Source organism: Methanobrevibacter sp. TMH8 (genome assembly GCF_020148105.1).
Taxonomy (GTDB): Archaea; Methanobacteriota; Methanobacteria; order Methanobacteriales; family Methanobacteriaceae; genus Methanobinarius.
In genome coordinates this window covers 34,496-58,011 of record NZ_JAHLZE010000024.1, presented here as the reverse complement: position 1 = coordinate 58,011, position 23,516 = coordinate 34,496, and the positions used below count along the sequence as shown (strand labels likewise).

The window sequence follows — 23,516 nt, the reverse complement described above, 5'->3', positions numbered from 1 at the left end:
TATTTTAAAATATTTTAAAATATTTTTAATAGTTAATTAGCTATTTTACAAATTTTTAAAAGCTATATTTTTATTTTTAACTATTATTACTATATATTGATATTTTTGTTTAAAAATTAATAAATATTTCTTTATTTTGAATAATATTAAATTAAAGTTTTATTTTTTACTATTTAATATTTTATCATTAATATATGATTCTATCATATTAATGATTATCTTCATTTAGTATTACTTTTATTATCAATTAGCATACAATTGAAGTTGTAAATTTATTTTGTGATAGATTTGTATATAAATTGTAAAAATTTCTTACATTAATTGTATCTAATTTTGAAATATGTATATATGGTTTATAGGTTATTATTCCATATAATGGAGGGGGTTATATGTAATAGTCTAAAATTACTTTTAAATTTTAAAAATAGTCAATATTAGTAAAAAAATTTTAAAAATAAAATATTGAAAAAAAAAATAAAATATTGAAAAATTTGAAAAAGGGGGTAAAATGTTTATTAAAAACAATGAGAATAGTAAAGTCCTTAAAAAAGTACCAATATATCTTTCAATGTTTTTAGTAGTATTATTTTTAGTTATTCCAAGTGCATGTGCTTCAGAAATTAATGTTAATAATACAATGAGTTTAACTAATATACAAAATTTAATCAATAGTGCTGAAGAAGGCTCGACAATAATATTTAATGAGGGGAACTATGATTTTATATTTAATCTAAACATAACAAAACCTTTAAAACTTTTAAGTAATGGTGTTGTTAATCTCGTAGGAAATATAAAATCTAATGCATTTATTGTTAAATCTGCTGATGTCATGATTTCAGGATTTAATATAAATAATTATAACAAAGGTATTACTTCAGAATATTATAATGGTAATCTAACGGGACTTAATATTTCAAAAAATAATATTTCAGCAAATGAACATGGAATATATCTCAGAACTTATGGTAATGTAGAAAATAACACAATTTCTAACAATAATATACAAATAAACAACAATTCTTCAACTGCAGGTGCAGAAAGTAAGGTTCCAATTGCAATCTGGACTAGTAATGGCAATGTATCAAATAATAATATCTCAAATAATAATATTTCCACAAAAGGTGGAAGTGGGGTATATATGTATACTTCTACTGGAGAAATTAGAAATAACAAAGTTAATGAAAATAACATAAATACAACTGGAAATGGACGTAGTGGTATTAATATAATTAGTACAAATGGTACTACCAAAAATAACGTTGTTTCTAAAAACAAACTAAAAACAAAACAAAATGGAATTGTGATCTCTGGAAAATCCAATAAAAATAATGTTATTAATCACAATAAGATAAATAATACTAATATGGGAGATTATGCAGGCGGAATATATGTAACAGCTAATTACATGAACAGTAATCAAAATGAAGCTTTAAATAATAAGATTCATGACAATGAGATAATATGTAATGGAAATTCCGCTATTGGTGTTTCAATTATAGGTGGAAATAACATAAATGGTATTAATATTAAAAATAATCAAATATATAACAATAATATAACTTCTAGTTATGTTGGAACTTGGATCTATTCAATGGATACATCCTCATCTTCAGCTGCTATTAATAATGAAATCTATAATAATAAAATTACTGGAGAATATGGAATTTATCTATTATGTGACAATACTACTGTTAAATCAAACAATATAACTAAATCTTTATATGGAATATATAATGATGGTAATTACAATAAAATATTCTCTAATAATCTATTAAAAAATGTATATGGTATATACAATGAAGGAAATAAAACTACAATAAATTACAATCGATTGGTTAACAATACAAACTCAAGTCTTATAAATAATGGTTTAAATACAAATGCAAATCTTAACTGGTGGGGTATAAACAATATATCTAATGAATTTAAAGATAATGTTGGAGATCTGAATATTACTAACTGGTATATGCTTAAAATATATGCTAACAATCATGAGATTATTTCAAATGGAAATAATATTAAATTTCCTAAAGGAACAAAAGTAATATTGAAATCTTTATTAGAACTCAATAATAAAAATATAAACAATGATAAAACATTATTGCCGTATTTTGAAGATATATTTCAAGATATTGATAATACAACAACTAATTCAGATGCAAGATCATTCAACTATACAAAAACCATCAATGGAAAAAATGAATCATATTATATAAAAACTTTAGCAGATAACCAGTTAATTGGTTTAAATGTTATATTCACTTCAAATGGGACAAATAAGACAGTTATTCTAGATACTGACAAACCTTCAATTGAAGCTAAAAAAGATTCTAAAATAGTAATTAAATATCCAATATCCACTAATTCATCTCAACCTACAAACATTACAGTAAAATTCAATATTCCAAAAGAATTTGAAATTATTAATGCTATAAGCTCTTTAAATAAAGGTATAATAAAAATTGATAGAAATTCAAATACTATAACATGGACAATAAATGGATTGACTAAAAATGACAATCTAGTCTTAGGATTAACTCTTAAACCTTTAAGTGAATTAATTGAAAATGACAATATAGTCTTAGGTTTAAATTCAAAAGCTTTTAAAACTGAAACTTACTATATAAAAACAACTATGTCAAGTAGTGATGAAAACACTACTTTGATTAATAACGCAAAAAACAAAATCAAAATAACTATGAATAAACCAAATCCTAATAATAATACTGATGAAAAACATGCAAAAAATATAATAACAAGTGCATCAATGAAATCAACAGGAATACCATTAATAGCTGTTTTATTAGTTCTATTAGCTAGTTTAGGTTTAATTGTAAGAAGAAAATAATAAAATTATAATTTTTAAAGAGGATAATTTATTTTTTATCCTTATTTTTTTATTTTTTATTTATTCATTTTTTTATCCTTATTTTTTATTTTTTATTAATTTTTTATTAATTTATTTTTTTTATCCTTATCTTTATCCTTATTTTTTATTTTTTATTAATTTATTAAAAAAATTTTAAAATAAAAGAAAACAGACAAGATTTTAGATAATAATTATAATAATAATCATTATTTGGTTATAAATAATGCTTTGATTTCTTTTCGTTTATATATAATTAAAATTATTAAAAATATTAAGTAGAGAATAAGTTCCATACTTTGATCAAGAGAACCGAAAATACTGGATGGTATTTCTTGTGTTTGAATAAATAGTGAAATTGGTGCAGTAGCTCCTAACTCACTAATAAGTGAAATAGCAAATATGTTATTTATAACATGCATCCCCATTGCAGTTTCTAGTCCATTTTCTGTTAACACAACTAAAGAAAGAATAATACCAAAAGTGAATGTACTAAGAAAATAAAACAAAGAATCAATATTTGAAGGTATCTCATGTAATAATCCAAATATTAAAGAACTAATTAATATTATGATTAATGGATTTTTAAATTTTAAAAATAGGCCTTGATTTAAATATCCTCTAAATGCTATTTCTTCTGAAATTGATTGAGCAGGAATAAAAAGCAATGCACAAATAATTATGAAAAGAATATTAGTACTTGGATTCAAAATAAAATAATTTGGATAAATTATATATGGAATCATCTGTATGAATGCTATGACTCCCCAAATAAGAATTCCTTTTAAAAAATTATTCCATCTTATCTTTTTTATCCAAGATTCAGTTTTAGAAGATAAATTAGAGATATTAATAACAGAAAATATATCTCTTTTATGAATAAACTTTACAGCTAAAAGTATAAAAATCCCAAAACCAATAATATGACCAAGATTTCCTATATTTTTCATATAATAAATAAGATATCCAAAAAAATTGTTAATAGATAAACTTGGTACCATTTGAACAAAAGCATTGACCAAATTTAAAATAATATAAGAAATGAATAAAATCAAAAAATAAAACCATACATTCCTTCTTTTCCCCTTAAAAACATTCTTTAAAAACAAATTCATAATAACCTATCTCATATTAGAATTTTATATATTTATACTTTTCTTTTTCAATTGTTCAACTATTCTATTGAAAAATCCAACATTATAATATTTATAGTATTAAATTTTAATCATAACAAAATATTAATAATATAATTTACTTAGAAACTGATTTTATATAAAATAAGTGATTATTCCTATTATTCAACAAATAGCCAAAAATTTTTTTATTTATAGTGATTTTTTTATTAGACTTTTTTCATGATGAATTAAGCTCTTTTTGATTATTCTGAGTATAATCTTACATTGGTTTCTTTTTTGGGATATTTTATACATAAAAGTTTATTCACATTATTTTTTAGATAAGTAGTTACTAAAGTTATAAGTTTAAAAATCAATTTAAAATCTATTTAAGGGATTTAAACCTTTGATTTCAATATTAACACTTGTTTACAGAGTTTAATTTATTTTTAGGAAATTTTATGAGTTTATTTTACATATTTGAAATAAAAAAATTAGATAAAAAGAAATAATGAAATATTATTATAGTTAGCAAATTAAAAGTAATTTTTAATAGTTTGTCTTTTTTTAAATTTAAAGAGAGATGAAAAATAATTTTAATTTTTCATACTTTCTTTTAAATTTACTTTTTTTATATTCTGATTATTTTTGTTTTTTTGGATGATGTGTATACGCCGGTTCCTGTGTATTTTGTTGTTATCTTATTTTTGCCTTTGATTTTATATGTTCTGATTTTGAGGTATGCTAATCCTTTGCTGTTTGTTTTTGCTCTTCCTAAGTATTTTTTGCCTTTGTAAACTTTAATCCATTTTTTACTCAACTTTTTTCTCTTGTTGTCTTTAAGTAATATTTTCACTATTGTGTATTTTCTGCTTTTATAGGATATTATAAAACTGTTTGCTGTTTTTAATTTACGAGCAGTATATTTAATACTTAATTCTTGTTTTTCTGATTTAGTTTTTATTGTATTACTTAATTTGTTTAAAATAATGGAATGTGCGGTGTTTACTCGTCCATCTATCTTTTTTAAAAGTTTTCCATTATAATATAAACTTGTAGTAAAGTATTTTAGTTTATTTTTCGCATTTGCATTGTTATTTGTACCATTAAGTACAAAATAGTAATATATACGGAGTTTATCAGTTACATATAATTTATTGTTAGCTACATTTGCTTTTATTTTAGTTGTGAAATAGTTTATTGGTTTAACATTAATGACTTTATCTTTTATATTGTTTGTTCCCCACCAGTTATGACTAATTTTAACATTAGAAACATTACCTTTCATTCCAGTCAGTATTTCGTCTGTATTACTATAATAAATAGAATTTTTACTATTTAAAAAAGTATTATAAGTAATAAAAACTGGAAATTGGATTACATTTAAATAAATATCACTACCTTTAGGAGATGAATTATTATTAAAATTAGAATTAGAAATATTTAAAGAAAGAATATAATTACTTATTGCAGCTCCACTTTCATTTGCCTTATTATTGGTGAAATTACAATTAAAAATATTCATTGTCACCATATTCAATATTGCTCCTCCGATTGGGGCACTATTGCTACTAAAAGATGAATCATAAATATTACAAATATAACTTGATTCTCCTCCTGATGATGCAACAGCTCCTCCACCCATAGTAGCAGTATTGTTTATAAATTTAGAACGAAGAATATTCAAATTTCCATTACTTGTAATAGAACCTCCAACTCCTGCAAAATTATTAATAAAGCTACAAGAATCGATAATTATTGGAATTTTACTGTAATCATTAAATATCGCTCCTCCACCATTTTCGTCTCCTGTTGCTTTATTGTTTAGGAAATTTGAAGAATAAATTTCCAAAAATCCTTCTTTATTATATATTGCTCCTCCAGTGATAGCAGAATTATTTGTAAAATTAGAATTTTTTATAGTTATATTTCCTTGATTGAATATTGCACTTCCTTGAATGGCAATGTTATTGATGAATGTTGAGTTTATAATATATGCACTACCAACTGTAATATTTTCCTCTGGATCTGAAACTTTGATATTGTTAATTACTGAGCCTATGGTTAGATTGTTATTCATGAAAGAACAATTTGTAATGGTTATTGTTCCTAAATTAGTAATAACTCCCTGAGTAATTCCGTCTTCTATTCCTTGTCCATTAATTATTATTAGATTTATTAGTGTTAAATTTCCTGCATTTCCTATAAACCATGATTTTTCACAGTCAATTATTGCTTTATTTTTAGGATTTTTGCTTTTTATAGTAATATTATTACTAAGTCGAGAATCAAGCTCAATTTTTGTGTTGTTTTCTCCTTTATATGTCCCACTTTCTAATACAATAGTTGAATTACCATTCTTTATTGCTTCTTTAATGCCTCCAGTGCTATTCTCATCTATTGTTATTTCACTTGCAGATGCCGAGTTTATTGCTAATATTGCTGTAATTAGCATTATTGAGATTAATATTATTTTTTTCATTTTTTTATCACCCCTATCTTAATATTTTTTATCAATGCCTATATTTTAGGGAAAACTAAGTTTTGTTAATATCTACTACTATATTTTGAAAAATTGTTTAGTAGTAAATAAAAGTTTATAGCAAGTATTATTTAAATTAATACTAATTCTTTTTGTCCTATTTCTCAAAAAAAATATTTATAAATTATGTAATGATTTATATATAACAAAATGTTAGAATATAATAAAATAAAAGAGCAATATTAATCAAATTTTATAATAAATAGCTAATAGTCTCCTATTGAAGAAACAATAAATAGAAATGGAGAAATTTGAACCTGTGATATTAATATTATTTTTATTATAGATGTCTGATTATTTTTATTTTATTCAGTTTTTTATTTTAAATATATAAATATTAAAATTAAATTATAGATAATATTAAAAAAAGAAAATAAGGATAAAAATAAATTAAAAATAAACTCAATAACGATATAAATAAGAATTATAATAATATTTGTAGTAAAAATAATATTGAAAAATAATTATGTTTCTTTAGATGAACTTACAGTATCAGTATCAAAAAAATTCAGTTGAAAGAGATGTTATTTGATACTGAAGATTGCTGTAAGTAATCCCAAACATAAAGGTGAATATTTGGGAGGGGGGTATGAATAGATTTTTTTTCCATTAACAACACTATATTCTGTTATTTGAAAGGATTTTTTATTTATATAATTATAATCATTTTGTGACTGATTTTTTGCTTTGTATGAATTTTTGATCTATATATTATATATTGCTTGTATTAATGAGTATTTATTATTAATTTATATGGTTTTTATGAGAAATTTATATGGTTTTGGTTTGTTTTTTTAGAATATTATTGCTTTTTTGGGATTTATATTAAAAAATTTGTTATCAATAGTGTAAAAATATTTTCAAACTTTAGAATTACAGTAGAAATATAACTGGATAAATTTTTTACAAAATACTATAGATATAATTATAATTATTATTATAATCACTAAACTATTTAAATATATCGATCCATACATTAAAAAAATAAAAAAATCTTAGAAAACTAACTTTATAAAATAGTTTTACATAATTATATTATGATAATAATGAATATTAAAAATTATTAATAAAGGAGTTTGATTTTCATATTACTTGATTAATAAACTCAATATTAGTTTTAATGATATTGTCTAACTGATCGTTAGGTGAACAAGTCCAAATATCTATAGATCCTCGTAGGAGTGATGTAATAAAAAGTGCTAAGTCTTTTGAATTAATATCTTTCTTTATTTCATTCTCTTGAATTGATTTTTCTATGAATTTTGTTAAAAAATTAATACCTTTTTCATTTAAATCATCAAATATATATCGATATTCAGGATGTTTATGATATATACCTAAAAACATTAAATAATATTCTTTAAAATCGACAATATGGTCTCCGACTACTAAAATAGGCTTTTTATCATTTTGCAAATCAATACCCATGACATAATAAAAAAGAATATTTAATTTCTCGATAAAAGAACCATCAAAACCCATTATCCTTTCATGATGATATTCATTAATATCGACCATATACCTCTGGATCAGATTTTTTAATAAATCATCTTTATTTTTAAAATGATAATAAATAGAACTATAGCTAGCCCCAGATTCCTCAATAATATCTCTTATAGACATATTATCATAACCATGTTCAAGAGACAGCAAAAAAGCAGCCTCAATTATTTTATCTTTAGTACTCATAAAAAAAACATCCACACTTAGTATATAATATATATTAGTTAAATCAATATTAAATACTTACCATTTATATTTTTTCTATTTTTTTATTTTTTAAAATTTTTCGCATAGGTTTTGGCGATTATTAGATTTTATTTGTGGATTTTAACTATTTTTTTGAGTTATTATTTATCTCTTATTTACAAATATATTGATAATAAATTTAATAGAGAATTTTACTTAATATATCAATTAAACAAATATCTGTTAAATTTTTATTCAAAATAAAATAAAATTGTATTATAAATTTGTAAAACAGACTTGTGGGGATTTTGAATTTTGGTCTTAAGTTTAGAATTTCGAAGATTTTTTTGTTTTGAAGTGTGGGTTCATTGTTTTTTAGGGTTTTTATATTTTGTGTATGAATAGATCGATACATTTATCATGTAGTTTGTCTAAATATATGTTTATTATTACTATTTGTAAGTGGTGTTTTATAAGAAGACTTATATGTTTTTTGTTTAATTTTTGTTGTTGGTGTTTCTACTGTTAATACTTTTGTTGATATTCAAAATAAGATATATTTGTAATGTTTCAACAATTAATCTAAGGTAATAATACTTATATCAGATTTACTATCTTCTATTATTTTTGATAAGAATAATGTTTTTATTAATGCTTGACCTATAGGTTTTAATGGTGTTTTTATGGTTGAATATTGATTCTTTGATAAAATTAAAATATATAATTCTTTTCAATGGGCTGAGTATAATAAATAGTAATAATTCATAATTTGATAAACTTAAAATAGTAGTATTGAAGAGATTTCTTTATCATAAAAAAAAGAATATAATAATGTGATTTCATCTGATATTAAAGTTAAGCAGATGTTTTTAAGAAAAGATATTTTTACTAGTTTTAGAAATAGTATGTGTATATGTGATTTTATTTAGATTATTCTAAAAAATAAGTCTGAAATTTTAGAAGAAGTTAATGGATTTTGGAAGGATTTTGGACCTTTGATTTTAAGATTATTTTTTTTGTTTTTATTTTAATGCAATATGAATTGTTATATTATTTTTAGAATATTTTTCATAATCAATTGTATATGCTCTTTTCAATTGTCCTTTTAATTCTAAATCCCAAATCTTTTGCCATACTTTGGGAAGATCGTCTCTAGATTTTACTTCAAAAGTTTCATATTTTTGTTTATCATCGATTATTATATTATCTTTATTACTTGAAATATCCTCATTACAAATACTTAAGGTATAATCTCCTTTAAAATCACTTTCATATTCATGATAAACACCATACCAATTACCAGTATAGTTTTCATTACTCATAATACTTTCTTGCCATAAATCAATAATTTTTGCAATATCATCACTAAAATTGTTAGCTCTTGTTGATTTTACTTTGTGTAACTTCATTATATCACCTTAATATATTTTCATGTCAATAATTATTTTCTATTTATAATTATATTGAATATAATTATTATAGTAATTTTTCCTAGTCAATGAAAAGTAATATTCACAGTAATTGTTGAAAAACGGACTTGGAGAGATTTAAACCTTTGATATTAGGATTAACATTTTTATGAGTTTTAAAGATAATTTTAAAGTTTTTAGTGTATTCTTTCTATATTTGTTCTATCAAAGTATTTATCAAAGGACACTAATTTTTTTATTTTATGTTCTTTCATTATTTCAAGTATGGCGCAATCTGTAAATGATAATTTAGTATTATATTTTTTATATGTGTTTATTACACTATCATTAAAATTTGGCATATTATATTCATTGATAATGGTACAATTATCTTTAATAGCATTATATGTATCAATAGCTAAATTTACATTGATTTTATTTCCTATAACTGTGACTATTTCATTTATTATAAGATTGCTTATATAACACTCATTGTCAAATATGCCTTGATTTTCTAGTTTATAGGCTAATTTGTTATTCTCATCAGTTTCAATTACATAAGCTATTAAAAAAGAACTATCTAAGAATATTTTCACTTATACAGCTCCTTTTTCAAATCTACAGAGTTGGTTTTATAATCTAATTTTCCTTTACCTCTAATGTCTTTGAAACTGGTTTTTTTCCTGAATTTTATTGTAGGTTCTCCTTTTTCATTAATAGACCATTCTACTAAGTCATTTTTTCCTATATTGAATTTTTTCCTTATTTCAGAAGGTATTGCTGTTTGGTTGTTTTCATATATTTTAGTTGTAACAGTCATATTATATTCTCCTACTAATAATATATTGGTAGTTATATTTAAATTTAACAGTCTATTTAAAAAATATAAATCTTTTTATTCCTTTCGCTGTTTTTTTTATTATAGGTGCCTGATTATTTTTATTTTATTCAGGTTTTTTTTATTTTTTTCAATAATAGTTCCAGTATAGTTACAATCTTTACATTCCCAAACTGCTGAATCCTGAGGATCAAACCAATCAACATTTTTTGATCCACATCTTGGACAAATTTTCATATTTTCCTCATAATTTTTATAAATTGTTTTTTTATTTCCATAATAATTATAAAGTATCAAATTTGTTAATCTTAACTATCATGGTTATTAAAAAAGTATAACAATTCTCTTATATATTCTATTTAATCTATTTAAAATACTTTCTTGTAAATTATATAGTTAATTATTAATGTTTAAACGTTAAATCATATATTAAGTATTTTAAATATAGGGTGATTGAATGTTTTATGAAATCTGTATATATGAAGTTAAAACTAATAAAGAAGAAGAGTTTGAAGAGTTAATTAAAGAAGTTGGTGATTTTTATCGTTCTTGTTCTGGTGTTAAAGATGTTAAATATATTAAAAGAACACATAGGCAAAAAGATTTTGAAGCTGTAATAAATGGCGAAACTCCAATAAGGTTAACACGGAAAGTGGGAAAAATAACCTATGTTTTATATTGGGAGTTAGAGAATGAAGAGGTACATGGTAAAATTTGTAAACTAGCTTATGAAAAAAATTTCATCAAAAGATTTCACAGATGCCTAACAACTATGCCCAAAATAATATTAGGGGAAGAAATAAAATAAACAACGTACTTGAAGGGATTTGAGCAATGGGTCTTGGGATTATTTTTTTTGAAATTAGGAATAATAATCATTAGTTTTAAGTTTAATAAAAAACATATTATTTATAGGGATATTTTCTGTGAGGGATGATTTCAGATGGAAATTACAGTATTGTTAGTTTTAGAGGTTTTATTAGTAATTTACATGATTTATTCTTTGATTAAATTTTGTTTTTTCTTTTTTGTGAAATATGATAGTAGGAAGAAATTGTTAGATAGTGCATATGATGGTAAAACTGGTGCAACTAATATTGAAGATATTGGTTTTCTTATTTTTATGGCTATTCTTTTGATTTTACTTGTGGTATCTGGTAAAATGCAATTTTTAAGTTTTGCAACTGGTTTTATGATTGGTATGACTTTAATTCAGAATTATTTTCACAGTTTTTCACAAGAATTGCCGAAGGAACGGATGCCAAAAGAACCATTATCTGCAATAAAATATATGTCTTATGCAATTGAAGATAAACCTAGTAGAGCATGGAAACAGTTGTTATTTATAGGAGTTATTATTGTCTGGCTATTATATACGTTTTTAAGTCAAGGATTTTAAGAAATATGATTTATATAAAAAATAAACTTATAAAAATAAAAATTAATTTATATTAACCTTATGAAAATTTTTAATCACTAAAATAACCATCTAACCTATTACTATTTACTAAATTAACTGTTGATAATCTTATTTTTTAATTTTTGGAGTGTTAATTGGTTTGTAGAAATATATCACTAGAAAAACTAAATTTATGATATTCCATGTGATATATCCAATATAAACATTAAATAATTATTTTTAAGCTTAATAATTAATATAATATTGAAAAAATAAAAAATAAAAAATAAAAAAAATTTTATTTAATAATTAGAGTCCTGCTTTGTTTACAATTGTTGTTGCAACACTTTCAGCAGATTCAAATGGAAAATCATCGGAAGTTAAAACTTCTCCAGCATCAGAAGCTTTTAAAACAACATCTCCTGATCTACATGTTGTATTTGCACCATCTGGCAATGCATCAAATAGTTCTTCTGGTGTTTTAATAGGAAATTTAGCTCCTTCTAATGCTCCAACAATTTGCTCATGAATTTCTTCTCTTACAGACATTTTTTCACCTATATTTTACAATATTTTTTTTTGAACAATTAAAATCTTAAAAGATTTTTAAATTTTTAGGAAAATTTTAAATGTTCTACAATATAAATTATAGAATAGATATAAATATATACTTTTTCGTCATAAAAATATACTTAACTATAGTTATATAACTAAAAATTTTCCCATGATTAATGATTTAGTTGTACTGATTAAAATTAAGGAAATACTTGATTTGGATTTTATTATTAAATATAATATGGGGTTGTAAAATGAAGCAAAAACAAACTTCTAAAAAAGATTTTCAAAAAATTAATAATGAAAATAATGATTATAATAAAGATACAATATCTGAAATCAAAAATATGGTTAAAGATATTCAAAATGATATTAAAAAAATGACAGAAAACTCAAATGAAGAACATTTAAGTTTTATGTACACAAATCTTAAAAATGAGTTTATAAATTCTATGAATGGATATATGATCGATAAAATTGATCCTGAATTAGAACAAAGAATGGTAAACCCCTGTGATATGAGAAATCAGTGTAAAAATATTTTTAAAAAATATTTAAAGAAACATACAGATGATTTAAACCCTGATAATATATCAAATGAAAAAATAAGCAAAAGTTATGATGAATTTGAAAAAATTAAAGAAAATAAACAAAAAGATGAATGTGACCAATGTTTTGATGAAGTTTCTAATATCTTTGAAAATCATGTTGCACTAATAAAATCAGTGAAAATTTATGATAATCAAAAAGATGAAGATGAAAAAAAAATTTCAGATATAGATGAAAAATACTTAGTTCAAAATGTTTTAAACTCCATATCTCATGAAAAACGATTAAAGATATTAAAATCCATAGCTATTGAACCTCAAAGTTTTTCAGCTCTTTCTAATTTAACTGACTTGAGAGGAGGAAATTTGATTTTTCATATAAATAAGCTACTAAAAAGTGATTTAATATTTCAAAAACAGAATCATAAAGAATACATGCTTACAACAAAAGGATTTAAGATTATACAACTACTTTTAAATATAGAAAGCTAAGTTTAAGGTGATTTTAATTTATTTTTACTTAACTTGAATTTTTATTTTAAATAAATACGAATTTTAAAATTAAATTATAGATTATATTAAAAAAGAAAATGAGGATAAATAATTATTTATCCTTTTTAATAATTTTGTTTCATTGTTTTTTCCTAATGATTATTCCTAAACAACTTAAAAGTACTAATAATATTAAGTTTATTGGTATTCCTGTAGTTTTCATAGTAGCACTTGCTGCTGGATTGTTATTTGTATCATTGGATGGCTTTGGAGTAGGTTTTGGTGGTATAGGAGGAATTGGGGGAGTTGTATTTTGTTTAACTAATGCTGTATCTAGATCTGTTGTTGTGTTGAAATTTTCACCACTGCTTATGATGTCTACTATATATGTGCCTGCTTTTTTGAATTTACCTGTGAAATTCATTGTTGCTTCTTCATTGATGTTTAAATTACCAATATGCCAAATATTAGTATTAGGATCATAGTAACCATGTGAAACAGTGAAATTGTTTAGATTAAATTCTGGAGGCAGGTTAATTTTAACTTTAACATCATATGCTATCTCAGAACCATTATTAATAATACTAACAATCCCATTAACTGTATCATTAACTAAATATTCATTTTTATCTAAATTAATAGAATTATTTATTGTGGTATTATCAACAATTAACAGATGGCCGTATAAGATAACATTACTAAATGTCGCACTCCCAGCATACTCTCCTGCAATTATAACTATTCCTTTTCCATGGTTAACTTTGAATGTTATGTTTGCTAATCCTTCGGTAGCTGTTTGATTATCAATAAATGTTCCATTAACATAGAAAGATATATTTTGCCCAGTAATTGTATTTCCCATATCATCAGTTAATGTAGCATTTAATATAACATATGTATTATTATTTACAATTATTGTTTTATTGTTGAGATAAGTTAGATTTAAAACACCTATATTTCCATTGTTATATATCATTTTACCTAACTCAGCAATATTATTAATCATGATATTACCAGAAACTGACATATTACCATTATTAAATATGCTTCCTCCTATAATGGCCTTGTTACCATTGAAATAAGAATCAATAACATTCATCTTATAATAAGTGTTATAAATAGCTCCTCCATTATTATTTGCTGTATTATTGATAAAATTAGAGTTAGTTATATTTGTTATTGAATAACAATTTATAGCTCCTCCATTATTATTTGCTGTATTATTAATGAAAGTTGAATCAATTATCCTGAGGCCATCATTGAAAAAATCTTCTATTGCCCCTCCATTATTATTTGCTGTATTATTAATGAAAGTTGAATTTTTAATAGTAAAATTATTTTGACCATTAATTGAACAAGCTCCACCAATTCCATTTGCTATATTGTTGATAAATTTGGAGTTAGTTATATTGTTATATGATTCATTCCACTCGTCTTGTGCAAATATAGCTCCTCCTTGAGATGCTGCTTTATTATTAATGAAATTAGAATTATTAATATCGAATGATGCTCCCCTTTCAGAATCTATAGCTCCTCCTGCAGAAATGGCCGTATTGTTAGTGAATTCAGAGTTTTTAATTATCATTTTACTATTTACATTACTATAGATTGCTCCACCATAATAAGCTGTGTTGTTATTGAATTTAGAATCAGTAATATTTAAAGTACCATTGTTGTAAATTGCTCCAGCATTATAAGAACCTGTTAGGTTATTGTTGCTAAATATACAATCAATTAATATTAATGTACCATTGTTGTAAATTGCTCCACCGGATCCTATAATTTGTCCGTTGGTTAGAGTGAGGTTTATTAATTTTACGGTGTTCCCTTTTTCAATGTTGAATATTCTTCCAGTTTTTTGTGCATCTATTATGGTATTATTTGCTCCCTTTCCGATTATTGTTAGGTTTTTATTTATTGTTATGTTAGTCACGTTAGTGTTATATGTTCCATTATCTAGGTTTATTGTATCTCCATTAGTTGCATTGGATATAGTTTTACCTAAATTATCATCACTTGTTATATTGGTCTCTGCTGCATTAACTACAGATAAAGAAACTGATAACAAAAATAATAATGATATGATAAGGATTATTCTATTAGCTAAATTATTTTTTAAAATTTTCATTGTTTTCCACCTCCTTTATAGTTCAATATTATATAAATTAGTCATTTAATAATTATAAATGCCAAATATTATTTTTACTATTTCTAATATTTAAATCATTCGTATCCATTAAAAATTTTTCAAACTATTAAAACTAAATAACTTATTTTATTAATGTATTAAGTATTCATACATTAATATATATTTATAGATTATTTATTATTATTAATACTAAAATGATCTAATTAAAATATTATTAATATATTATTACTCATAATATGTTATTAATATCATTTATAATAGAATAGTAATTATAGGCCATTATATTATTAATAGAGATTTTTTAATATTTGTTGAAAAATAATAAGAGACCTAAAAAATATTTAAAAAATTTATAAATAACACAAAAATATAAAGAATTATTAATAATTTAAGCGAAAATTTGCTTAATTGTTAAAAAAATGAATTTTATCAAATTAACAAGATAAAAGAAGTTTTTAAATATTCTTTCCTAAAACTAAACTATAATAATTAATATTACTATTGATAAAATAAAAAAATAAAAGGATGTAAAAAATAATCATCCCTAAAAAACATTTATATTATTTTTTCCTATAAACTAGGCCTAAACTGCTTAATAACACGATTAAGATAGCTAATATTGGGGTTCCTGTTTCTTTCATAACAGCTGTAGCTATTTCATTGTTTTCATTTATTTTTTCTTGTTCTTCTGGTTCTGGTTGAGGTTTTGGTGGAATTGGTGGTTCTGGTTCTTCTTCTACAAATGTAGAAGCTGAATCTGTGCTTATTTCGAAGTTCTCTCCTGTGGTTTCGATTGAGATTGTGTGTTCTCCTGGTGTTGTGAATTTTCCTGTGAATGTTATTGTTGCTACTTCTCCTGGAGCTAAATTTCCAATAGTCCAAATATTAGTATTTGGATCAAAAATTCCATGAGAAACAACCACACTAATAGGATTTAAAACAAAACCAAAAGGGAAAAGTACTCTAGTTGTTACATTAGTCGCAGTATTATTGTCTGTATTAGTAATAGTGATTTTACCATGTACTGTTTCATTAATTTGGTATTCATTTTTGTCCAATGTAATTTCACTATTAACTGTGGTATTAGCTACAATTAATAGTTGGCCGTTTTTTGTGATAATGTCGAATCCTTCATGACCTGCATAATTACCAGTAACAGGAATAATACCAGTGCTTTGGTTAGCAAGGTATGTTATGTTTACATTTCCTTCAATAGCTTCTACTTCACCTATAAATATTCCATTAACATAAAAACTTATATTTTGACCTGTAACAGAATTACCCATATCATCAGTTAAAGTAGCGTACAAAATAACATCACTATTTTTATCAACAGTTATTGTTGAGTTATTAAGGTATGTTAGGTTTAAAATCCCCATTGTACCATTATTATAGATTTCGTTACCTAAAACATTCGCAATATTATCTGCCATTAAATTACCAGTGACTAGCATACTACCATTGTTAAATATTCCTCCTCCATAATTACTAGCTTGATTACTTGTAAAATTGGAATTATTCACAGTACAATTAACACCAATATTGTAGATTGCTCCACCATTAGTTGCATTATTCTCTGTAAATGTAGAGTTACTGATAGTAGAATTAACACCACCTACATTGTTGTAAATTGCTCCACCAATAGTTGCATTGTTGTTGTTGAAAGTACAATTAACTATAATGGGGTTTGCACCATTATTATTGATTGCGCCACCACTAGTTCCAGTATTATTGTTAAAAGTACAGTTAACTATAGTAGGATTTGGAGCGAAAGTATCAATTGCACCACCAATCGTTCCTGTATTGTTGGTGAAAGTAGAGTTGATTACAATTAGTTTTGCATTAGAATTGAAGATTACACCACCAAGGCGACCTATTGTGTTGGTGAAAGTAGAATTAATTATAGTAAGATTTGTACCGGTCTGATAGATGGCTCCTCCCCAACTATCAGCTCTACTGTTATTAAAAGTAGAATTAGCTATGTTAAGTATACCTGCACTATCAATTGCTCCACCAGCATTTCCTGCTCTGTTATTGGTGAATATACAATTGTTTATATTTAGTGTTGTTCCAGTTTGAGTCTCAATTGCCCCACCACTAGTAACCCTTATTCCATTGATTAATGTGATGTTTATTAAAGTGAGAGTATTGCCTGTTGTTAGAGTGAATATATTTGCTATTTTTTGTGCATCTATTATTGTAGTTTCTTTGTTTTTCCCCACCATAGTTAAGTTTTTGTTTATGTTTATTCCTGTCACATTATTTGTGTAATTTCCTTCATCTAAGTTTATTGTATCTCCATTTGATGCATTTGCTATAGTTTGGCCTAAATTATCACTGCTTGTTATGTTTTTTTCTGCTGCATTTACTGTTGATATTGTAATTGATAATAAGAATAATATGAATATGATAAGGATCATTTTACTTGAAAATTTATTTTTTAAGATTTCCATATTTTCACCCCCCTTTCTTTATATATACTAATTATGGAATTATATATTAAATATTAATATTTCTTCAAATAATTGTATAATACAATATATTGTTTTTATAATATAAAATTGTTTACAAAGCAAGGTGTCTGATTTTCATGAAAATCTCATGGAAGCAGAATCTTTGTTTCATATAAAATATGCATTAATCCATGTGTGTTTTTAAAAATACGTCTTATAATTTTGTAAAATTTAAATTTAGATCTTTTAAATTGGAAAATTTAAAATAAAATGGAATTTAAATATATTTTTGTGACAAAACATGAAAATTCCTTTAAATCCCGATAAAAAAGACCAAGTATGGAATTTGTTTTCCAAAATACTTAAAGTTATCGATTCTAGAACTTTTCAACAAGAACTAGCTCGAAATGGACTAAATAATATTAAAAATCATCAAATAATCCTTAAAATTATTTTATTAAGCATATTCTACCAATTAGATCTAAACTACGTCTATAATAAAATAATAAGTCGTCCTAAGCTTAAAAAATTTTTAGATATTGATGAGATACTCTCTCTAAAACAGATAAGAAAGATTTATCATCGTTATGATGAATGTAAATATCTTGAATTAGCTTTAAAAACATTGAATAAAATGAATTTTAAAGAAATAAAAAGAATTGACACGATGATCCTTGATTCAACTTCAATTACTCTGGATTTAAAATTTGGTGGAAAATATTTATCAAAGCAAAAATTACTTACAAAAGACTATAAAAGAGTCTATTCTACAAATAATGGACATTATGCAGTATTTAAAATGACATTAGCTATAGATAAAAAGATTTGCAAACCATTAACAATATTAATACATCCAGGAGCACCCCACGACACTACATTATTTGATGATATGCTTAATGAACTGAAAAGACGAAAAATATTAAAAAATGGTAATTAATATTATGTGATAGGGGATTTCAAAGCTTAAAAAATTATTTAATAGGAATTAACAAATATAATATTGTTACTTTACTCTTTCCAAAGAAAAAACCATCATTAATAAATTTATTTGAAAGAATACAGAATCCTATTGATTATTATGAAGATAATAATGGGGAAATTAAAATTTACAACGATTTAAAGCAAAAACTATTTGATTCACTAGTTAAATGGGAAGATTACAGAAGAATTAGATGGAAAATAGAGGAATTTTTTAAATTTATGAAAGAAAAACTTAAATTAAAGAATATACATGCATATACAATTATATCTGTCTATAACCACGTTTATCTAAATGTACTTTTAATAGGAATGATGATTAGCACAGGTTATAGAAAGATTAAAGAAATTAAAAGGATTGTTGATTTCACATAAATCAGACACATTGTTTAATTAAATACAAATTTTAAAATTAAATTATAGATTATATTAAAAAAGAAAATGAGGATAAATAATTATTTATCCTTTTTAAAAATGTTTTTTCATTGTTTTTTCCTAATGATTATTCCTAAACAACTTAATAGTACTAATAGTATTAAGTTTATTGGTATTCCGGTTTCTTTCATAGCTGCTGTTGCAACTGGCTTGTTACTTGTTTTGTTTGGATCATTCTTTGGATTAGGACTATCTGGATTTTTAGGTTTTTTAGGAGTTGGGGTTGGATTTGGTGTAGGAGTTGGTATTTCTCTTTCATCGTTTATTTTGATTAAAATATTTTCACTAATATTAGATTCTGAGTAGATTTCTGTTAAAATTGGATTGGTTTCGATTGTAAAGTTATCTATAGTTGCGAGAATATTATATGTTCCTGATTGTGTTGCAGTATATGTGAATTGTGCTATACCATTACTGTTAGTTGTTGCAGTTCCTACTAGTTCTCCATTAACATAGAAATTAATTATTCTATTTATAATAGGATTACCTTTGTTATCTGTAGCTGTTACTGTTATTGTTACTTTGTTAGATAAGATAATTGTAGTCATTAAAAGAGATGTTTGATGTCTGTTGGTATTATTTGAACCACCTAAATAACCAGTATTATTTAGGGCATTACCATTATTTGTAATATCATTATCACGAATGGTAGCATTACCTCCGTTATTAACGCCATTATCAATATTGCCATAAATTATATTATTCTCAATATTAGCATTACCAGTATTAGTTATACCATTACCATTATTATTTGTAATATTATTACCAGAAATAGTAGTATTATAGCCTCTGTTAAGTATACCAGTTCCATTATTATCCACAATAGTATTATTTTCTATAGTAGTAGAATTACTATTTACGTGATTATATATTGCAGCACCGTTATTCCCTGAATTGTTAGTGAAATTTGAAGAAATAATAGTTAAATTATTTCCATTTTCTGCATAAATACCTCCACCATAACTTGCATTGTTATCAAAGAATTCACAGTTATTAATGAGTGTGTTATTTGTTCTGTCTAAATCAATAGCTCCGCCATATGTAGCAGAATTATTAATAAAATTACAATTGTTTATAGTTAAATTATTGGTATTAATAGCAGTGATACTACCACCCCATGAATCTCCACTATTGTTAATAAAAACAGAATCACTAATAGTAAAATTATTGGCAGCCATTATATTAATAGTACCTCCTCCAGAACTACCCAAAGGAATATAATTATTAATAAAAGTAGAATTAATAATAGAAGAATCATGAGTCCCATATGAATGAATAGCAGAACCAACCTTTGCAGTATTATTAATAAATGTTGAATTTATAATGGTTAAATTAGCATATTCACAGTAAATACCCCCACCATAACTAGATGAAGCACTGTTGTTTATGAATGAACAATTTATAAATGTCAACAATGTATTATTTGAATTAGATGCTGAAATAGCCGCTCCAAAAGTACTTTTTCCATTAAAGAATGTAATATTTATGAAAATTATGTTTCGATTGCTGCTTATTGCGAATATTCTGCTTAGTCCTTGTGCATCAATGATTACTGTATCTTTTGGTCCGTTTCCTTGAATTGTTATATTTTTGTTAATAGCTATGTTAGTGTCTTGGTTAGTTTTGTTGTAAGTTCCAGGGTTTAAGTATAATGTGTCTCCAGTTCCAGTGTCAGTTATACCTTGTAATATACCACCAGTACTAGTGTCACTGATTGTGTTGTTAGCTGCACTGATTGTTGATAAGCTACAAATTAATAAAAGCATAGCTAATAATATTAAGGTTATTTTTTTTATTTTCATAGGTTATTTCCCTCCCTTTTTATTTTATTTATTTAAAATTGTGAAAATTAGCTTAGTAAAAAAAAATGGATATTTTTAATTATCTCGGGTGGTTTTTACTAAGCATAAATTTTCATCGTATGTTTTTTTGATTAATAACATTTGTTTTTATAGCTATTTTCATTAGTTGGTACAAATCATGGATTTTTAATGAAATAGCTAGATTTTTTAATTATTAATCAGAAGAAAACTATTTTTTGTAGTTTTCTTCTTATTAATACAAAAAATTTAAATCCAATTTTAAAATAAACTATTTTTATTAGCTTATTTTATAATATTGGGGAGTTGATTTAATTTTGTATATCTATAAAAAATTCATCTTGTAAATTAATAGAATTTTATAATATATAAAACTTGTCAACTACCATGTCAATTATATTCGGACTACAATGTCAAATTTATATTTTAATATTAAAATTCAAAAAAATATTCATGGAAGTTGAAACTGCGGAAAAAATAGGATGGGTTAAGCTATCTGAACATAGGAAAAAAATAATGTTAGACCTATCAAACACTCTAAAAATTCCTACAGAAATCAGTAAATCAACTGAATTAAGTAAATCTGAAGTTAGTAGGACATTGAGAGCTTTGAAAGATGCAGGAATAGTAGTTTGTCATAATGAAGACAGTCATAGAGGTCGTCTTTATGGTTTAACTGATGAAGGAAATGAGATAATAAAATATATACATTAGCTAATTAAATATTATTTATTTTACTATCATTTTTATTTTTTAACAATAATTGTAATTTATATTCTTATAAATATTTTTTCAATATTTTGTATTTTTATATAATATAAATCAATATTTTTCATATATAGAAAAATACTTAACTAGTACATTATAATGTATATTATATATAAAAAATTTGTCAACTATAATGTCAATTATATTTGGACTACTATGTCAAATTTACATTTTAATATAAAAATTCAACAAAATATACATGGAAGCCAAAATCGCTGCAAAAATTGGGTGGGTTAAGCTATCTGAACATAGGAAAAAAATAGTAAGGGACCTATCAAATAATTTAAAAATTCCTACAGAAATTAGTAAATCAACTGGTTTAAGTAAATCTGAAGTTAGTAGGACATTGAGAGCTTTGAAAGATGCAGGAATAGTAGTTTGTCATAATGAAGAAAGTTATAGGGGTAGGCTTTATGGCTTAACAGATTTAGGAAAAGAAATTTTAAAATATATAGAATAATTAGTTTAATAATTTAAAAATTTTTAAATAATACAAAAAACAAAAAAACTATTAAGTAAATTTTATTTATAGGCATTATACTAAAACAAGATTAGATGAGATTACATTATGAATTTATCAATTAGCTAAAATGGAAGAAATTTTTGAAATAGGAGAATTTAAAATGGTCACTATAGAAAAAAACATTATAGATGAACTAATAGATGAAGGAAATAAAATTAAGGTCGAAAGAAGTAATTTTAACGCTGCTAAATTCTTAGGATGGAAAGCTAGAACTTTAAATTATCTATATGAAACTTTAACGCCAGATAATCAATATGTTAAAGCGTTTGAAAAAGATGTTGATGTAAGAAGTATCAATGGGTATTCTTTGTTAAGTAGGGGAATTGAAATACTAGAAAACATTTCAAAAGATATCAGTAAAAATATGATTGGTAATGATGAAGAAATTAAAAATATTGAACATAATCCTATTGAAGATGTTGAAAATATTTTTAACAAATTTCATGAATTAGTTAAGATATTTGAAAATAGAACTCACAATAAAGCTCCTTTACTAATTGAAGATGAATATGATGTTCAATATTTATTACTGCCTTTATTAAGATTATATTTTGATGACATTATAGATGAAGAATCTGTACCTACACAAGGCAGTACTAGAAGTTTTATAGACTTTTTTTTAAAAGATGAAAATATAGCTATAGAAACTAAAATCACATCTCCAACATTAAGAAATAATGCTTTAACTAAACAACTTAATGATGATATTGGAAAATATTCAAAACATCCAGAAGTAAAAACATTAATGTTTTTTATATATAACCCGGGAAATCATATTAAAAATCCTATAGGATTTATTAAAGATTTTACAAAAAAAGAAAGAAATTTAGATATAAAAACATATATAACTCCTTAACACAGAATAAAATTAAACAAAGAAATTTATCAAATTAACGGATAAAAAGGGAAAAGAAGTTTTAGAATATGTTGAATGAAC

The 23,516-nt window shown here is 23.8% G+C and carries 20 protein-coding genes; 9 read left to right on the top strand and 11 right to left on the bottom strand.

Annotation, left to right across the window (positions count from 1 at the left end):
- Positions 1 to 508: 508 nt before the first annotated feature.
- Positions 509 to 2,848 carry a hypothetical protein gene (locus tag KQY27_RS05320; protein ID WP_224425540.1) on the top strand — a complete coding sequence of 780 codons (2,340 nt, stop codon included), beginning with the start codon at positions 509 to 511 and terminating at the stop codon, positions 2,846 to 2,848.
- Between the two features lie 227 nt (positions 2,849 to 3,075).
- On the opposite strand, the gene KQY27_RS05315 is transcribed toward KQY27_RS05320, so the two are convergent.
- The 7 genes from KQY27_RS05315 to KQY27_RS05285 form a co-directional block, all read right to left on the bottom strand.
- On the bottom strand, positions 3,076 to 3,816 hold the full coding sequence (locus tag KQY27_RS05315) for a CPBP family intramembrane glutamic endopeptidase (protein ID WP_224425539.1): 741 nt from the start codon (positions 3,814 to 3,816) through the stop codon (positions 3,076 to 3,078).
- Between the two features lie 796 nt (positions 3,817 to 4,612).
- Positions 4,613 to 6,463 carry a hypothetical protein gene (locus KQY27_RS05310; protein ID WP_224425538.1) on the bottom strand — a complete coding sequence of 617 codons (1,851 nt, stop codon included), beginning with the start codon at positions 6,461 to 6,463 and terminating at the stop codon, positions 4,613 to 4,615.
- Between the two features lie 1,143 nt (positions 6,464 to 7,606).
- Positions 7,607 to 8,212: a TetR/AcrR family transcriptional regulator gene (locus KQY27_RS05305; RefSeq protein WP_224425537.1), complete on the bottom strand. Its 606-nt coding sequence runs from the start codon at positions 8,210 to 8,212 to the stop codon at positions 7,607 to 7,609.
- Between the two features lie 1,022 nt (positions 8,213 to 9,234).
- Positions 9,235 to 9,621: an effector binding domain-containing protein gene (locus KQY27_RS05300; protein ID WP_224425536.1), complete on the bottom strand. Its 387-nt coding sequence runs from the start codon at positions 9,619 to 9,621 to the stop codon at positions 9,235 to 9,237.
- A gap of 197 nt (positions 9,622 to 9,818) precedes the next feature.
- Positions 9,819 to 10,217 carry a PIN domain-containing protein gene (locus KQY27_RS05295; RefSeq protein WP_224425535.1) on the bottom strand — a complete coding sequence of 133 codons (399 nt, stop codon included), beginning with the start codon at positions 10,215 to 10,217 and terminating at the stop codon, positions 9,819 to 9,821.
- Positions 10,214 to 10,441, bottom strand: coding sequence for an AbrB/MazE/SpoVT family DNA-binding domain-containing protein (locus KQY27_RS05290; protein ID WP_224425534.1), 228 nt, complete (start codon positions 10,439 to 10,441; stop codon positions 10,214 to 10,216). The genes KQY27_RS05295 and KQY27_RS05290 overlap by 4 nt, the downstream gene beginning before the upstream one ends.
- 99 nt (positions 10,442 to 10,540) lie before the next feature.
- Positions 10,541 to 10,756, bottom strand: a complete 216-nt coding sequence (locus tag KQY27_RS05285; protein ID WP_224425533.1) for a hypothetical protein — start codon at positions 10,754 to 10,756, stop codon at positions 10,541 to 10,543.
- Between the two features lie 160 nt (positions 10,757 to 10,916).
- On the opposite strand from KQY27_RS05285, the gene KQY27_RS05280 reads away from it, so the two are divergent.
- Together KQY27_RS05280 and KQY27_RS05275 are read left to right on the top strand one after the other, a co-directional pair.
- Positions 10,917 to 11,267 (top strand): hypothetical protein, encoded by a 351-nt coding sequence (locus KQY27_RS05280; RefSeq protein WP_224425532.1) that lies wholly within the window; start codon positions 10,917 to 10,919, stop codon positions 11,265 to 11,267.
- A gap of 135 nt (positions 11,268 to 11,402) precedes the next feature.
- Positions 11,403 to 11,858 carry a hypothetical protein gene (locus tag KQY27_RS05275; RefSeq protein ID WP_224425531.1) on the top strand — a complete coding sequence of 152 codons (456 nt, stop codon included), beginning with the start codon at positions 11,403 to 11,405 and terminating at the stop codon, positions 11,856 to 11,858.
- A 309-nt stretch (positions 11,859 to 12,167) separates the two neighbouring features.
- On the opposite strand, the gene KQY27_RS05270 is transcribed toward KQY27_RS05275, so the two are convergent.
- Complete coding sequence (locus tag KQY27_RS05270) at positions 12,168 to 12,407, bottom strand: MTH865 family protein (protein WP_224425530.1); 240 nt, start codon at positions 12,405 to 12,407, stop codon at positions 12,168 to 12,170.
- A 260-nt stretch (positions 12,408 to 12,667) separates the two neighbouring features.
- Here KQY27_RS05270 and KQY27_RS05265 point away from each other — a divergent pair, with 260 nt between their 5' ends.
- On the top strand, positions 12,668 to 13,453 hold the full coding sequence (locus KQY27_RS05265; RefSeq protein WP_224425529.1) for an ArsR family transcriptional regulator: 786 nt from the start codon (positions 12,668 to 12,670) through the stop codon (positions 13,451 to 13,453).
- Between the two features lie 139 nt (positions 13,454 to 13,592).
- On the opposite strand, the gene KQY27_RS05260 is transcribed toward KQY27_RS05265, so the two are convergent.
- Together KQY27_RS05260 and KQY27_RS05255 are read right to left on the bottom strand one after the other, a co-directional pair.
- On the bottom strand, positions 13,593 to 15,581 hold the full coding sequence (locus KQY27_RS05260) for a DUF11 domain-containing protein (RefSeq protein WP_224425528.1): 1,989 nt from the start codon (positions 15,579 to 15,581) through the stop codon (positions 13,593 to 13,595).
- Positions 15,582 to 16,162: 581 nt separating this feature from the next.
- Positions 16,163 to 18,055: a right-handed parallel beta-helix repeat-containing protein gene (locus KQY27_RS05255; protein WP_224425527.1), complete on the bottom strand. Its 1,893-nt coding sequence runs from the start codon at positions 18,053 to 18,055 to the stop codon at positions 16,163 to 16,165.
- Positions 18,056 to 18,356: 301 nt separating this feature from the next.
- Here KQY27_RS05255 and KQY27_RS09260 point away from each other — a divergent pair, with 301 nt between their 5' ends.
- Both KQY27_RS09260 and KQY27_RS09255 read left to right on the top strand, forming a co-directional pair.
- Entirely contained in the window at positions 18,357 to 18,992 is a 636-nt protein-coding gene (locus KQY27_RS09260) for a transposase (protein ID WP_255596633.1), read from the top strand.
- Positions 18,992 to 19,408 (top strand): transposase, encoded by a 417-nt coding sequence (locus tag KQY27_RS09255; RefSeq protein WP_342765745.1) that lies wholly within the window; start codon positions 18,992 to 18,994, stop codon positions 19,406 to 19,408. The genes KQY27_RS09260 and KQY27_RS09255 overlap by 1 nt, the downstream gene beginning before the upstream one ends.
- 107 nt (positions 19,409 to 19,515) lie before the next feature.
- Here KQY27_RS09255 and KQY27_RS05245 read toward each other — a convergent pair whose 3' ends face one another.
- Positions 19,516 to 21,270 (bottom strand): right-handed parallel beta-helix repeat-containing protein, encoded by a 1,755-nt coding sequence (locus tag KQY27_RS05245; protein ID WP_224425526.1) that lies wholly within the window; start codon positions 21,268 to 21,270, stop codon positions 19,516 to 19,518.
- Positions 21,271 to 21,741: 471 nt separating this feature from the next.
- Between KQY27_RS05245 and KQY27_RS05240 the strand changes: the two genes are divergently transcribed.
- The 3 genes from KQY27_RS05240 (at position 21,742) to KQY27_RS05230 (ending at position 23,435) form a co-directional block, all read left to right on the top strand.
- Positions 21,742 to 22,002 (top strand): winged helix-turn-helix domain-containing protein, encoded by a 261-nt coding sequence (locus KQY27_RS05240; RefSeq protein WP_224425525.1) that lies wholly within the window; start codon positions 21,742 to 21,744, stop codon positions 22,000 to 22,002.
- Between the two features lie 253 nt (positions 22,003 to 22,255).
- Positions 22,256 to 22,516, top strand: coding sequence for a winged helix-turn-helix domain-containing protein (locus KQY27_RS05235; protein WP_224425524.1), 261 nt, complete (start codon positions 22,256 to 22,258; stop codon positions 22,514 to 22,516).
- A gap of 130 nt (positions 22,517 to 22,646) precedes the next feature.
- Entirely contained in the window at positions 22,647 to 23,435 is a 789-nt protein-coding gene (locus tag KQY27_RS05230; protein ID WP_224425523.1) for a hypothetical protein, read from the top strand.
- The last annotated feature ends 81 nt before the right edge of the window (positions 23,436 to 23,516 follow it).